Source organism: Streptomyces sp. I05A-00742 (assembly GCF_013055795.1).
GTDB lineage: Bacteria > Actinomycetota > Actinomycetes > Streptomycetales > Streptomycetaceae > Streptomyces.
The window spans coordinates 26,074-39,821 of sequence record NZ_JABETO010000009.1 but is presented as its reverse complement, the minus strand read 5'-3'; the positions used below and the strand labels follow the sequence as shown (position 1 = coordinate 39,821).

The window sequence follows — 13,748 nt, the reverse complement described above, 5'->3', positions numbered from 1 at the left end:
CCATGTCCGGATCCAACAACACGCTGCTGTCCTACACCCTCACACCCGGCCATCTCGGCGCCACCGAACAGGACGCCGTCCTCACTCTCACCGCGACGAACCGCACCGGCACGGACGTCTCCTGTTCACGCATCACCCTGCTCGTACCCCAGGGCAAGGGGGCGGAACAGCTCACCACTCAGCACAGCGACGACATCACCCTCGCCGTCGAGCCCGACTGGCAGCCCTGCCATGGCGACCTGACCCATCCCGACCGCCTGGAACTGGGAATGGAGTACGCCGGCGGAACCGTGATCCCCGACAACGGCGAAGCGGCCTTCCGCCTCAGCGGTCTGACCGTGAACGGGGACATCGGAACGGTCACCCTCACCGTCCGCGAGGAGGGCGACGAGACCACCCGCACCACGCTGTTGCCCCTCGACAAGAATCCCCCCGGCTTCGTCTTCCGGGACTTCAGGCCCGACCCCTACATGGTCGACCCGGACCACCCCGAGGCCATCCTCACCTGGACGGCCCAGGAACCCCCCGCGACCACGGTCACCTACCTGCTCGACTACGGCGCCGCACGGCCCAAGGAAGTCACGGACACCAGCTTCCTCTTCCGTCCCTTCAAGGACACCGTCTGCGTCCTGACGGCGACCCTCCGACCGGAGAAGGGACCGACCACCCGAGCCGCCCTGAGCACCCTCGTGCTCCTGGCCCGGCCCGCCGTCGACGCCGTGAAACTCACCGCGAGCGGCTCCGTCCGCCTCCTCAACCGCCCCCGGACCGGCGGAGGCCCCCTGGCCGGCCACACCACCCTGGACTGGCGGGCCCACCTCATCCACGGGAACCCGTACACCGCCGACACCGACGGGCTGCTGCTGGCGACCGCACTCACCCAGGGCGGTTCCCCCACCTTGACGGTACGGCTCACCCTCACCGCCGGCGGCACCGATCACCCCCTCACCATGACGGCCGGCCATCATCCCGAGACGCTGACCCTGCCCGTCCCCGCCCACAGCACCGTCACCATCACCACATTCGCCGGCGCCGAACCACCCACCGACCCCTGGTACTTGCTCGTTCTGGACTGGCGCCCGCTCGGCCGCGGCCACTTGCGGCCGAGCGGCACCGCCCAGGTCCACCGATGAACCCGCCCCGGCGATCACCGGGCCCCGGGTTCTGCGCCCTCCAGGAACTTCGGTACCGCCTTCACGGTGAGGATCAGCTGCGAGCCCTTCCTCGTCACCACGTAGGCCGTCTCCTGCTTCCCGTCCGCACCGGCGTACAGCCGCATCACCCGCCGGCCGTCCACCCTGTCCCATCCCAGGAACGCCGCTGTCACCGCCGTGTCCAGCGGACCGACCGTCATCTTCGCGTCCACCGTCGCATCGACCGGGTTCCACGCGCAGTACCCGGACTTGCCTCCGCCGGTTCCGAACAACAGAACCAGGCCCGCGTCGGGGAACTCGCAGCACGCTGTCACCGTGAAGCCGGCCGGCAACGGGGGAACATCCGACAGCTTCGGCTTCTGCATCCCGTCCAGGTGGTTCCAACTGACCTTCCGGTACGTCCCGTCCGCCGACATCACCGCGTGGAAGGTGTAGTCCAGCCTCGGGTCCTGCTCATCCCGGCTGAAGACGCCCGAGGGTCCGTCCTTGCCGAGCGTTCCCACGAGCTTGGGCCACAGAGTGGTGTAAGGGGCTGGTGCGTCCTTGAACGGATAGCGGTACCGGTTGCCCTTGTTACACCATTCCTCGATCGGTCGGCCGTCGTCGTCCTGCAAGATCCTCCGCACCAGAGAGCCGTAGAACACATAGACCAATGGCTCCCCGTCAGGCCCCTCGCCGGCCGTCATGGCCGTGGGTGCTTCCTTCATCGTTCCCCCTCAAGTCTCCGGTCACGCCGTACTGCGGAGCACGCGAAGCAAATCCCTCATTACCCCCAACGGCTTTCCGGGCTCCCCTGTCCGGCAGGAATTCGGCCGCAAGCTCTCCCTGCCCGACAGCAGCATCCCCGAACGCGCAGGATCTGGCCAGGGTGCCTGACTCCAGCCGGGCCGCCAGACCCACGCCTTCCCACCCGTCACATGGAGGATCTCGTGGCAGTCGACGCAAATCTCAAGATCTCCAGCAGCCCCAAACATCCATTCCTCAATGACGTCGCAAAACGCAACTGGGACGCACTGCAAACGATCGACAACAATGGCGTGGAGATGGCACGGCACCATACCATTCCCAAGAACAAGCTCAAGGAATTCTGGAACTCTCTGATCGAGAGGGAGTACAACGATCACGGCTCAGAGCTTCGAAAGTTGCTGTGCGATCTGGTCAAGACAGTGGTCGCCAACATGGCTGGTTACCACATGAGCCAGGCGGTTCTCAAGCCGATCGGAGCTTTCGTCACAAAATTCTGCAGCGCTACAGAATTTCATCAGTCGGACGCCGAAGGGACGCCAGTACCCAACGGTTTCGCCAACCTCGGCAGGGTGTACTCCTGGCTGCCCGGGAATCTCTTCGAAGGGCCCAGCGGCAAGCATCGCAGGGACGATCCCAAGGAGGGATTCGAAGTAGAATGCGAACCCATCATCGGCAACGAGTTCGGTAAACGGGCGGAGACATACCTGTTCATCAGGGCGTACTTGCTCTCCCCGACCATCTTCCGGCAGGAGGCTGAGCGGGCACTCGCCGCACTCATGGCGCTCTGCTCCAAAGCATCGCCGACGCCTCTTGAAACCTCTGCCGACGCACTCAAATGGGACAAGGAATCCGACGAACCGAAGTACAAGTACAAGTACTTCATCAAACCGCCCTCGCGGCCCTCCTCCGAGGCATTCACCACGAGTACTGTGCAGTCCGTCCACCCGATCGGCTCCCTGGAGATATCTCCTGGGAAGACCCTGGCCCTGGGCGTTACCGCGGAAGGCGACGGCTACGTTCGCGAGTGGGGCCGGGCCGAGAACATCAGCATGACGGAGCTGGTCGGCTGGGTCAGGAAGAACTGGCCCGGCTGCGAGATCCCCGAAGAGGTCGAAAAGCTCACCATCGACGCCATCGCGCTCGAAGCGCTCTCGACCCAGGACACCACGGAACTGGAATTCTCCGTCTCCAGCAAGCTGCAGATCGGCAGCGCGACCGTCAACTGGATCGTCCACTTCGCCTACTCAAAGGGCCCGGGCGGGAAGAACTTCTCCCTCGCGGGCGAAGCCGGCTTCAATACCGTCGCCGACGGCAAGCCCACACGCGTGTGGTTCACCGGGTCCATCGCCAAGAATCCCGCAGGGAACGGCTGGGAGTTCCAGGCCACTTGGTCGGACAGCCAAGGAATCACCTTTCCCCAACTCGCCACCGCGCTGGGTCTCTCAAGCGGGAACCTTCCCGGCGTTTGAGCAGGAACAGCCGGGTTCCCCGGGCGACTGGGAGACCCTCGTGGACCTGCACGCCGGCACCGTGCGCAAGCACCTCGGCGACCGCCCCTACGCCGTCCTCGGCTCCTCGTACCCCGTTCTCCCGCCAGTGAATTTCGCGCAACGCCTCGATCATCGCATCCATGAGGCGGGTAGTGAAGCGCCTATTCCAGGCAGGCGGGGAAAGGATGTCGAGGCGGCGGACAAGGTCGGCCGGCGCACGGATCAGCGGCGTCCGGCCCCATCGGACCTGCGGTATCGCCGTGTTCCACGACCGCACGTACGGCGTTGGCCACGCTCGTCCACTGGTCCTTGGTGCCGTAGTTGCCTTCCTCGAGCTGGTCGTCGGCCAGGCACAGCCACGTGAGCCAATCCGCTGCCAACTCGACGACGGATCGTCGCGCATCGGCCACGCCCTGCGCCCCAAAGGACTCCGGCGGAAGTGTTCGGATGCCTCTCCTCCGGCCGGATCTCGACGAGCCGCCGCCCAAAGCGTGTTGCAGAAGGCTGTGAGTGGGCAGGTCAGAGCTGCTTCCAGCACTTCTGCTCATACAGCCATGGTGAGGTTGTGCAAGTGGGCGGCTGCTTGGACGGCATGGTGGAGACCGACGCCTCGCTGTCGGCAGTCGCGGAGGATCTTGTAGTTCTTCATGCGGGCGAAGGCGTGCCCGACGCCGGCACGGAACCTGCGGTGCTCGGTGTTGTCTTCCCCCTCGCCCGCCAGGAGGGGTCGGCCGGTGCGTTTTCGGTGCGGGGCGGCCAGGCCGGTGTTGATGCAGGCACCGTCGCCGAGCACGGTGGCTCCTTGGCATTGCTCCGCCGGACCGGAGCTCCGCCAGACCTGGGCGTCAGCCCTGTTGCCGGCGGCAGGCCGAGCGGCGGCTGCGACCGGACGAGTGTCGGCATCGATGATGACCTTCACGTTCGCGGACAACCGGTAGTTGCGGCTCGAGGCGCCGATCTGCCGCCACCGCACCGGACTCTTCCGGTTGATCGGTGACGTGATGGACGACGTGAAACTCTTCACCGACGACTGCCTGGACCGCGCGGCGGGTCTGGAACACGACCTCCGCAGGGCAGTGAGCGACGCCGTCCGACCGGAGAAGAACACTGGCAACAAGGCCGCCACCACCGTCCCGGCCGGCCGCACGGCCACCGGGCGGCCAGGCGCCGGGAAGCCCGGACGAGCCGTCGGGTGACGGCCGAAGACCGTCCTGCCAGCCGCACGCCGGCGGCACGCGACCTGAGGCGGCACCATGACGGTTCCCTCCACGACACCGCTCTTCACCGCCCTGTCACCCTGGCGGAACTGGCGGACGGCGTGCGCGCCGGCGGCAGCTTCCTGGCACGAGGCGCCGCCACCGGGCGGGATCGCACCTACCACGTACTCGCCGCTGTCCTGGCGTGCGAAGTCGCCCGGGCGAGCCCCATGACGGGCCGGGGCGAGCTGTCCCTCTTCCAGGCGGCGGCCACCCGGCACGCGCCGGGGCCCCTCACCGAGTCGTGAATCACCGCTCCCGAACACAGCGCGGCGGCATCGGAGGCGTGTCGTCGGAGACCTCCGAGCGGGCGGACGGCGCAGGGCGGGTCGTCCCGGTGTCGTCCCGGCACCCGCGATGGTCGGGACGTACGTCCTGTACATTTTTTACAGATGGCTCGCCCTTGGGCGGCCGTCCCGTCGCCGCACCCGCAGCCCATGGAGGTCAGTCGTGAGCCCGCACACGGCCCGTTATGTCCTGCCGGAGTTCACCGAGCGCACCAGCTACGGCCACCGCACCCTGGACCCCTACTCCAAGCTCCTCTCGGGGCGGATCGTCATGCTGGGCTCGCCGGTGGACGACACCGCCGCGACCGATGTGATCGCACAGCTGATGCACTTGGAGTACACGGCGCCCGATCAGGACATCTCGCTCTACATCAACTCCCCCGGCGGCTCCTTCCCCGCCCTGTGCGCCGTCCACGACACGATGCGCTTCATCTCCTGCGACATCGAGACGGTCTGTCTGGGCCAGGCCGCCTCGGCCGCGGCCGTGCTGCTCGCGGCCGGAACCCCGGGGAAGCGGTCGGTGCTGCCGCACGCGCGGGTGCTCATCGGGCAGCCGTACCTGGCGGAACCGATGCGGGGGCAGCCCTCCGACCTGGCCCTTCACGCCGAGGAGCTGCTGCGCCGGCGGACGGTCCAGGCCGGGCTGCTGGCCCGGTACACCGGCCGGGACACCGAACGGATCCTGGCGGACACGGACCGGGACGCGATCTTCGAGGCCGAGGCGGCCGTGGCCTACGGCCTGGCCGACCAGGTCATCGGCAGCCGCGGCCAGGCCCTGACCCGGACGGACGGGCGATGACCGGCATGCTGCCCGAACTCCCGCCGCTGCCCGCCCTGACGCGGGCCGAGGGCGAGGTGGTGGACCGGTACCTCGAAGTACTGGATCTCCTCGGCAGGATCAATCCGGCGCGCGTACAGGGCACGTACGGAGGGCTACGAGCCGCGCAGGCTCTGGTGGTCGCGAGCACGGGGCTGCGCGACGCACTGGCGGTCATGTTCGAGCGGGGTGAACGCGAGGTGTACACGGGGACAATGGCGCGTGCGATGCGGGTCCTCGACGGGGAGCGTCGCACACGGCGGCTGATGTTGCCGCCGCCATCCGCGAGTTGAGAAGCGGAAACGCTTTTCAACAAGATTCCTCCAGACAGCGGACGCGATCGTAGACGGCACGCAGTGATCACTCTCAGCGGCGCGCGCACTCCGCGCTTGAGTGATCCACGACCCGTGCAGGTGGCGGCCTCAGCACGCGATCTCCATGAGGGTCAAACCGCCCTGCGTCCACCCGAATTGCCCACAGGTGACGAGGCTCACATAACCCTGGTTCCGCTCGGAAACGATGCCGTGACTGCGTCAAGATCCTCGGGACGACAAGACCCCGCCACACGGTGGGGCGGTCCTGGCGGACGCCGAACCCTGCCGCCGCCGGGACTGGTCCGACGAGGAGTGCACCGGCAGGGATGGAGGACCCGAGCACGGCGGGGCGGCCCCACGGAGCCGCCCCTTGGGGTGAAGCCGCCCAGGCGGCCGGGCATTCTTCGCCTGCCCGAACCCGACAGGCAATCCTTCACAGGCGGCTGACGAAGGGTATGCGCATGGGCGCGCACAAACGTCCCGCAAGGCTGTCCAAAGCCAAGGCCGCATCGGCCCTGACCCTCGCCGCCGTCGGCGTCTCGTTCCTGACGCCGGGCGGCACCTCCAAGGCGGAGGCGGCATCCGTCTCGGTCAGGGCACTGCAGATCGCCGCATCCAAGCAGGGCTCGCCCTATCAATGGGGCGCCACGGGCCCGTACCGCTTCGACTGCTCGGGGCTGACTCTCTACTCCTTCAAGCGGGCCGGCAAGCAGCTGCCCCGCACCGCCGCGGCCCAGTACAACCGCACCCACCACATCTCCCGCTCCTCCCGCGAACGCGGCGACCTGGTGTTCTTCCACTCCGGGCGCGGCGTCTACCACGTCGGGATATACGCCGGGAACGGCAAGATGTGGCACGCTCCCAAGACCGGTTCCGTCGTCCGCCTGGAGCGGATCTGGACGAACAGCGTCTGGTACGGCCGAGTGACCGACTGAGCGACCGACTCACGGCCTCCTACGGGTGCGACGACCGGGCGGTGCGGATCCCACCGCCCGGCGGACCATCGGGGCCCGCCCGTGCCCGTGCGCTCAGCGCACCGGCACCGTCCACGGCAGACAGATCCACACCGTCTTGCCGCCCTCCGGGGTCGGTGTGACGGCGAACCGGCCGCCGCACTCCGCGGTGAGCCAGCGGATGATCACCAACCCCCGCCCGTTGTCCTGCTGGACCGCGGCCGGCAGCCGTCGGGGGTGACGAGGGTGACTGTCGGTGACCCCGATGCGCAGCTCCTCGTCCCGTTCGAGCAGCACATCCACGGTGAAGGTGGGCGACTGGCCGCGGGTGTGCTGCACGGCGTTGGTGGCGAGTTCGGAGACGATCAGCCGCACCGTCTCGGCGGCCTCCGTACCGTCCGGCAGGCCCCACTCCGCCAGCACGGACGTGACGTAGCGGCGGGCCGAGGACACCGAGGCCGGGGCGCTCGGCAGAGTGACGGATGCTGCCTGGAGGTCTGCCATGACGCTGCACCTTTCCCACCGGGGCGGGGCTCCCTGAGCGGTGCGCGAAGGAACGCGGCGTACACAAGACCGGTCGGGAGAGGCCCACGGGCGGCTCTTCACGTCAGAGTGCCACTGATAACGCCCGGGATGGGAGCGATCCACCGAGATATGCATATATCTGTCGCTCGAAGCGGTGAACTCTGCGACGGTAGACCGTATTTGAGCAGCTCCATGGTCTATTGACTCTGACGTACGCGGATGAGGACGTACGGAACGCGGCCGCCCGCGCGCCCCGGGACGTACGACGCACGAGGGAGGGACCGCCGTTGCGGTACGGACCGGCGGTACGCCGCCGCAAACTCGGGGCCGAGCTGCGCCGCCAGCGCGAGCTGACGGGGATGACGAGCCGGCAGGCGGCCGACGTGGTCGGCTGGCACCAGTCGAAGGTGAGCCGTATCGAGACCGGCAGCAGCGGGGCCAAACCCGCCGACGTGGCCCGGCTGCTGGACGCCTACCAGGTCTCGGACCCCGAGCTCCGGGCCCTGCTCGGGGCGTTGTGCGGGGCGGACTCCGCGGGGCCGGGCGACGGCCGGTCCGGCTCGCGGCGCGGCTGGTGGTACGCCTACCGCGATCTGCTGCCCTCCGCCTATCTGGACTTCATCAGCCTGGAGTCGGAGGCCTCGCGCTCGCGCACCCTGGAGACCACGGTGGTGCCCGGCCTGCTCCAGACCCCGGAGTACGCCCGGGCGGTGACCCGGGCCGCCCTGGGCGACCCGCCCGACCACCAGGTCGAGGAGCTCGTACTGGTGCGCATGGCACGGCAGTCGGTGCTGCACCGGCAGCGTCCGCTGGAGCTCTGCGCGATCCTGGACGAGGCGGTGCTGCGCCATGAAGTGGGCGGGCCCGAGGTGATGGCCGGGCAGCTGCGGCATCTGCTGGCCACGGGGTCACTGCCGCAGGTGAGACTTCATGTTCTGCCTTTTTCCCATGGCAACCACATCGGCATCACGGGGCCTTTTGTTATTTTCTCTTTTCCGCGCATTGCCGATCTGGACGTGGTTGTTCTCGACCACTTGACGAGTAGCCTCTATCTGGAGCGGAAAGAAGACCTCCGGGCGTACGGAGCCGCTTTCACCACGCTCCGGGCGCACGCCCTCCCGCACGAGCAGTCCCTGGACTACATCGCGGGAATCGCGGGGATCCGCCGCCGCACCTGATGAACACCCCCCGACACGCGATGACGCGCAGGAGGCGCCATGTCCGCACGGCCGCGGTACGTACCTTCTCGTTCGGCTCTGCGTGAGGCCGAGTGGCGACGCAGCAGCCACAGCACCGGAATGAACAATTGCGTCGAGACGGCCGCGCCGGCCCCCGGATGGCTGGCCGTGCGCGACTCCAAACGGACGACGGGCCCCGTCCTGCTGTTCCGACCCGCCTCCTGGGCCCCGTTCGTCACTCTGGTCCGGGCGACGGGCGAGGCCCCTCCCGTCAGGACGGGGTGAGCCCGCGGGCCTCCTCCGGGGCGGTCCTGACGATTGTGGCGACCGCCCGCTCGACCTCGCGGTCCGAGAGGTCCGCGCGGGCGGTGAGCCGCAGCCGCGAGACGCCGTCCGGTACGGACGGCGGGCGGAAGCAGCCCACCGCGAGACCCTCCGCCCGGCAGGCGGCCTGCCAGCGCACCGCCGCCTCCGGCGAGGGGGCGCGGACCGAGACGACGGCCGCGTCGGGGCGTGCGGCCGTGAACCCCGCGCCGGTCAGCCGCCGGTGGAGGCCGGCGGCCACCGCGCGGACGCGGTCGGCGCGGTCCGGCTCGGCGCGCAGCACCTCCAGGCTCGCCAGGGCCGCCGCCGCGGCGGCGGGGGCGAGCCCGGTGTCGAAGATAAAGGTGCGGGCGGTGTTGAGGAGGTGGTCGATGACCCGTGCGGGGCCGAGCACGGCACCGCCCTGGCTGCCCAGGGACTTGGAGAGGGTGACGGTGGCGACCACGTCGGCGTCCCCCGCGAGCCCCGCGGCGTGCACCGCGCCGCGGCCGCCCGCGCCCAGCACCCCGAGCCCGTGCGCATCGTCCACCAGCAGCCCCGCCCCGCTCTCGCGGCACACCCGTGCGAGTTCCCCGAGCGGCGCGGCGTCGCCGTCGACGGAGAACACGGAGTCGGTGATGACCAGGGCCCGGCCCGAGTGGGTGGCCAGGGCCTTCCGGACGGCCTCCGGGTCGGTGTGCGGGACGACGGCCCGGCCGGCGCGCGCGAGCCGGCAGCCGTCGATCAGCGAGGCGTGGTTGCCCTCGTCGGAGACCAGCAGGGAGGGCGTCCCGGACGGGTCCGGCGGCGCGGCCAGCGCGGTGACGGCGGCCAGGTTGGCGGCGTACCCGGAGGCGAGGACGAGCGCGGCCTCGAATCCGCAGAACGCGGCGAGGCTCCGTTCCAGCTCGGTGTGGAGCTCCGTACTGCCGCTGACCAGGCGGGAGCCGGTGGCGCCGGCGCCCCAGCGGTGCGCGGCCTCCGCCGCGGCCCCGGTGACCCGCGGGTCGCGGCAGAGCCCCAGGTAGTCGTTGCCCGCCAGATCGGTGACGGAGGTGTCTCCGACGGGTCGGTCGGGGCGTGGGCGCAGGGTCCGGACGAGACCGGCCTCCCGGCGCACCCGGTGCTGCTCGTCGATCCAGTCGAAGACGCTGTCGTGGACGCTGTCGTGGGGCATCGGGCCGTCCCGGTTCCTGTGGTTCCCTGGGTGGGTCTGTCCGCGGCCGTTCAGGACCGGTCCCGGGGCCCATCTGTGGGAATCGCATAAATCGCCGTGAGGGCCGTTCACCGGGCCATGGACGGCCGACCCTCAAACTAGCCTTCTCGGCCACATGATCAGCATGTCGTGATCCACCCACGTCGGAGAGCTCGTGTTGTGAGATCCCTACCTTGGCCGCAAGCGGTCCGGTGGGCGAGGATCATTGGCCATGGACCTGCTCAACACGTTGGTGGAGAAGGGGTTGCGGCGCGAATCGCCGACCCGTGACGAGGCGCTGGCCGTGCTGGCGACCTCCGACGACGAGCTGTTGGATGTGGTGGCCGCGGCGGGCCGGGTACGCCGGAAGTGGTTCGGGCGGCGGGTGAAGCTCAACTATCTCGTCAACCTCAAGTCCGGGCTCTGCCCCGAGGACTGTTCGTACTGCTCGCAGCGGCTCGGATCCGACACCGGGATCCTCAAGTACACCTGGCTGAAGCCGGAGGAGGCGTCGAAGGCGGCGGCCGCGGGGGTCGCGGGCGGCGCCAAGCGGGTCTGCCTGGTCGCCAGCGGCCGCGGCCCGACGGACCGGGACATCGACCGGGTCTCCCGGACCATCGAGGCGATCAAGGAGCAGAACGAGCAGGTGGAGGTGTGCGCCTGCCTCGGACTGCTCTCCGAGGGCCAGGCGGAGCGGCTGCGCGCGGCGGGCGTCCACGCGTACAACCACAACCTCAACACCTCCGAGGCCACGTACGGCGACATCACCACCACGCACACCTTCGCCGACCGCGAGGACACCGTGCGACAGGCGCAGGGAGCCGGTCTTTCGGCGTGCTCCGGGCTGATCTCGGGCATGGGCGAGAGCGACGAGGACCTGGTCGACGTGGTCTTCTCGCTGCGCGAGCTGAACGTGGACTCGGTGCCGGTCAACTTCCTCATCCCGTTCGAGGGGACGCCGCTGGCCAAGGAGTGGAACCTCACCCCGCAGCGCGCCCTGCGCATCCTGGCGATGGTGCGTTTCGTCCACCCGGACGTGGAGGTGCGGCTGGCGGGCGGCCGGGAGATCCATCTGCGCACGCTCCAGCCGCTGGCGCTGCACCTGGCCAACTCGATCTTCCTGGGCGACTATCTGACCAGTGAGGGCCAGGAGGGCCGGGCCGACCTCGACATGATCGCGGACGCGGGGTTCGAGGTGGAGGGCGCGGACACCACGACGCTGCCCGCGCACCGGGTGGAGTCCGCCGGCTGCGGCAGCTCCGGCGGGGGCTGCGGCCCGTGCGGGGACGCGGGGACGGGGGACGCCGGGGCGGTGGAGGCCGCCGGTGACGGCGAGGCCAGGACGGACCTGGTCGCCGTGCGCCGCCGGGGCGCGGGAACGGACCTGCCGCCCAATGCCTGAGCCCATGGCCCCGGACCGGCTGCTGGCCCTCGACCGGCAGCACGTCTGGCACCCCTACGGTCCGATGCCCGGCCGCCAGGAGCCGCTGGTCGTCGAGTCGGCGTCCGGCGTCCGGCTGCGGCTGGCCCGGCCGGCGCACGGCTCGCGCGAACTCGTGGACGGCATGGCGTCCTGGTGGTCGGCGCTGCACGGCTACAACCACCCGGTGCTCAACGAGGCCGCGCACGCCCAGCTCGACCGGATGAGCCATGTCATGTTCGGCGGGCTCACCCACGAGCCCGCCGTCCGACTGGCCGCCCGGCTGGTGGAGATCACGCCGGACGGTCTGGAACACGTCTTCCTCTCCGACTCCGGCTCGGTCTCGGTCGAGGTCGCGGTCAAGATGTGCCTCCAGTACTGGCGTTCGTCCGGCCGCCCGGAGAAGCACCGGCTGCTGACCTGGCGCGGCGGCTACCACGGGGACACCTGGACGCCGATGTCCGTCTGCGACCCGGACGGCGGGATGCACAGCCTCTGGTCGGGGGTGCTCCCCGAGCAGGTGTTCGCGGACGCGCCGCCGACCGGCTTCGACGCGGAGCCCGACCCCGCGTACGAGGCGCACCTGCGGGAGCTGGTGGAGCGGCACGCGCACGAGGTGGCCGCGGTGATCGTCGAGCCGGTGGTGCAGAACGCGGGCGGGATGCGCTTCCACTCCCCCGCCTATCTGCGGCTGCTGCGCCGGCTGTGCGACGAGCACGGCGTACTGCTGGTCTTCGACGAGATCGCCACCGGGTTCGGCCGCACGGGCGCGCTGTTCGCGGCGGACCACGCGGGGGTCACCCCCGATGTGCTCTGTGTGGGCAAGGCACTGACCGGCGGTTATGTGACGATGGCCGCGACGCTGTGCACGCCCCGGATGGCCGACGGGATCTCGCGCGGCGAGGTCCCGGTGCTCGCGCACGGCCCGACGTTCATGGGCAACCCGCTGGCAGCGGCCATCGCGTGCGCTTCGGTGGACCTGTTGCTGGGTCAGGACTGGCAGGCGGAGGTCAAGCGGATCGAGTCCGGCCTGCGGGACGGTCTCGCGGAGGCGGCCGGGCTGCCGGGGGTGAGTGACGTACGCGTCCTGGGCGCCATCGGCGTCGTCCAGCTCGCCGCGCCGCTCGACGCGGCGGGGATGGCGGCGGCCACCGAGGCCGCGGTGCGCGAGGGCGTCTGGCTGCGGCCGTTCGGCGACCTCGTCTACACCATGCCGCCCTACATCACCGGTGACGCGGACCTGGCCCGGATCTGCCGTGCGGCGTGCGCCGCGGCGGCTGCCGCCGGGCGGACGGCGTGAAGGAGCCGATATGACAGTGCTGTTCGTCTCGGGCACGGGTACCGAGCTGGGCAAGACGGTGACCACCGCGGCGATCGCCGCGGTCGCGCTGGCGCGGGGCCGGTCGGTGGCCGTCCTCAAGCCGGCACAGACCGGCGTCGCCGAGGGCGAGCCGGGCGACGTGGCCGAGGTACAGCGGCTCGCCGGGCCGGTCACCGGAGTCGAACTCGCGCGCTTCCCCGAGCCGTTGGCACCCGCGACGGCCGCCCGGCGCTCCGGGCGGGCACCCGTGCGACCGCCGGAGATCGCGGCGGCGGCGGAACGGCTGGCCCGGGAGCACGACCTCGTCCTCGTCGAGGGCGCGGGCGGCCTCCTCGTCCGCCTCGACGACGAGGGCAGCACGCTCGCCGACGCGGCCCGGCTGCTGGACGCGCCCGTGCTGGTGGTGGCCGCGGCCGGGCTCGGCACGCTGAACGTCACCGCGCTCACCGCGGAGGCGCTGCGCGCGCGGGGCCTCAAGTGCGCGGGGGTGGTGATCGGCAGCTGGCCGGCGGAGCCGGATCTCGCGATGCGGTGCAATGTGTCCGACTTTCCGGAGTCGGCCGGGGTGCCGCTGGTGGGGGCGGTGCCCGCCGGGGCGGGGGGGCTGCCGCCGGACGCCTTCCGGACGCGGGCGGGGGGTTGGCTGGGGCCGGAGCTGGCGGGGACGTGGTCGCCGGGGGTGCTCGGCTGATCCGGGGGGGGTGTGCCCCGGTCCCTCCCTTTCACCGTTTCTGCGGGGGGTGCCCCGCGCCCCCTTTGAAACCGCGCTCCGCGCGGTTGTCCTCAAA

The 13,748-nt window shown here is 70.3% G+C and carries 15 protein-coding genes and 1 pseudogene; 12 read left to right on the top strand and 4 right to left on the bottom strand.

Features of this window, described 5'->3' with window-relative positions; translation table 11 throughout:
- The first annotated feature begins 2 nt into the window (after positions 1–2).
- Positions 3–1,133, top strand: coding sequence for a hypothetical protein (locus HN013_RS11350; protein ID WP_171165824.1), 1,131 nt, complete (start codon positions 3–5; stop codon positions 1,131–1,133).
- Between the two features lie 14 nt (positions 1,134–1,147).
- Here the strand turns inward: HN013_RS11350 and HN013_RS11345 are convergent, their stop codons facing one another.
- Positions 1,148–1,861, bottom strand: a complete 714-nt coding sequence (locus tag HN013_RS11345) for a hypothetical protein (RefSeq protein WP_171165822.1) — start codon at positions 1,859–1,861, stop codon at positions 1,148–1,150.
- Between the two features lie 222 nt (positions 1,862–2,083).
- Here HN013_RS11345 and HN013_RS11340 point away from each other — a divergent pair, with 222 nt between their 5' ends.
- A complete protein-coding gene (locus HN013_RS11340; RefSeq protein ID WP_171165820.1) occupies positions 2,084–3,370 on the top strand; it encodes a hypothetical protein in 1,287 nt (428 codons plus the stop codon).
- Positions 3,371–3,935: 565 nt separating this feature from the next.
- Here the strand turns inward: HN013_RS11340 and HN013_RS11335 are convergent.
- A pseudogene (locus HN013_RS11335) lies at positions 3,936–4,367 on the bottom strand (transposase family protein); the annotation flags it as partial.
- Here HN013_RS11335 and HN013_RS11330 point away from each other — a divergent pair.
- The 5 genes from HN013_RS11330 to HN013_RS11310 all read left to right on the top strand — a co-directional run bounded on the left by HN013_RS11330 (position 4,330) and on the right by HN013_RS11310 (position 7,000).
- Positions 4,330–4,587 carry a hypothetical protein gene (locus HN013_RS11330; RefSeq protein ID WP_249374941.1) on the top strand — a complete coding sequence of 86 codons (258 nt, stop codon included), beginning with the start codon at positions 4,330–4,332 and terminating at the stop codon, positions 4,585–4,587. The pseudogene HN013_RS11335 and the gene HN013_RS11330 sit on opposite strands and share 38 nt — an antisense overlap.
- Positions 4,584–4,895: a hypothetical protein gene (locus tag HN013_RS11325; protein WP_171165815.1), complete on the top strand. Its 312-nt coding sequence runs from the start codon at positions 4,584–4,586 to the stop codon at positions 4,893–4,895. Before HN013_RS11330 ends, HN013_RS11325 begins: the two co-directional genes overlap by 4 nt.
- A 202-nt stretch (positions 4,896–5,097) precedes the next feature.
- The gene (locus HN013_RS11320) at positions 5,098–5,733 is read left to right on the top strand and encodes an ATP-dependent Clp protease proteolytic subunit (protein ID WP_312018568.1); all 636 of its coding nucleotides are present in this window, start codon (positions 5,098–5,100) and stop codon (positions 5,731–5,733) included.
- A gap of 5 nt (positions 5,734–5,738) precedes the next feature.
- Positions 5,739–6,044, top strand: a complete 306-nt coding sequence (locus HN013_RS11315) for a hypothetical protein (protein WP_171166080.1) — start codon at positions 5,739–5,741, stop codon at positions 6,042–6,044.
- A gap of 482 nt (positions 6,045–6,526) precedes the next feature.
- Positions 6,527–7,000 (top strand): C40 family peptidase, encoded by a 474-nt coding sequence (locus HN013_RS11310; protein WP_171165811.1) that lies wholly within the window; start codon positions 6,527–6,529, stop codon positions 6,998–7,000.
- Between the two features lie 93 nt (positions 7,001–7,093).
- On the opposite strand, the gene HN013_RS11305 is transcribed toward HN013_RS11310, so the two are convergent.
- Positions 7,094–7,522, bottom strand: a complete 429-nt coding sequence (locus HN013_RS11305) for an ATP-binding protein (RefSeq protein WP_171165809.1) — start codon at positions 7,520–7,522, stop codon at positions 7,094–7,096.
- A gap of 308 nt (positions 7,523–7,830) precedes the next feature.
- Here HN013_RS11305 and HN013_RS11300 point away from each other — a divergent pair, with 308 nt between their 5' ends.
- Together HN013_RS11300 and HN013_RS11295 are read left to right on the top strand one after the other, a co-directional pair.
- A complete protein-coding gene (locus HN013_RS11300) occupies positions 7,831–8,721 on the top strand; it encodes a helix-turn-helix transcriptional regulator (RefSeq protein WP_171165807.1) in 891 nt (296 codons plus the stop codon).
- Positions 8,722–8,760: 39 nt separating this feature from the next.
- Entirely contained in the window at positions 8,761–9,006 is a 246-nt protein-coding gene (locus tag HN013_RS11295; RefSeq protein ID WP_171165806.1) for a DUF397 domain-containing protein, read from the top strand.
- Here the strand turns inward: HN013_RS11295 and HN013_RS11290 are convergent.
- Positions 8,993–10,201, bottom strand: a complete 1,209-nt coding sequence (locus HN013_RS11290; protein WP_171165803.1) for an 8-amino-7-oxononanoate synthase — start codon at positions 10,199–10,201, stop codon at positions 8,993–8,995. The two genes, HN013_RS11295 and HN013_RS11290, sit on opposite strands and share 14 nt — an antisense overlap.
- A gap of 250 nt (positions 10,202–10,451) precedes the next feature.
- Between HN013_RS11290 and bioB the strand changes: the two genes are divergently transcribed.
- The 3 genes from bioB to bioD are packed head-to-tail and all read left to right on the top strand — an operon-like array spanning position 10,452 to position 13,651.
- Entirely contained in the window at positions 10,452–11,621 is a 1,170-nt protein-coding gene (gene bioB, locus HN013_RS11285) for a biotin synthase BioB (protein ID WP_171165802.1), read from the top strand.
- The gene (locus HN013_RS11280; protein WP_171165799.1) at positions 11,614–12,939 is read left to right on the top strand and encodes an adenosylmethionine--8-amino-7-oxononanoate transaminase; all 1,326 of its coding nucleotides are present in this window, start codon (positions 11,614–11,616) and stop codon (positions 12,937–12,939) included. The genes bioB and HN013_RS11280 overlap by 8 nt, the downstream gene beginning before the upstream one ends.
- 10 nt (positions 12,940–12,949) lie before the next feature.
- Complete coding sequence (gene bioD / locus HN013_RS11275; protein ID WP_171165797.1) at positions 12,950–13,651, top strand: dethiobiotin synthase; 702 nt, start codon at positions 12,950–12,952, stop codon at positions 13,649–13,651.
- The last annotated feature ends 97 nt before the right edge of the window (positions 13,652–13,748 follow it).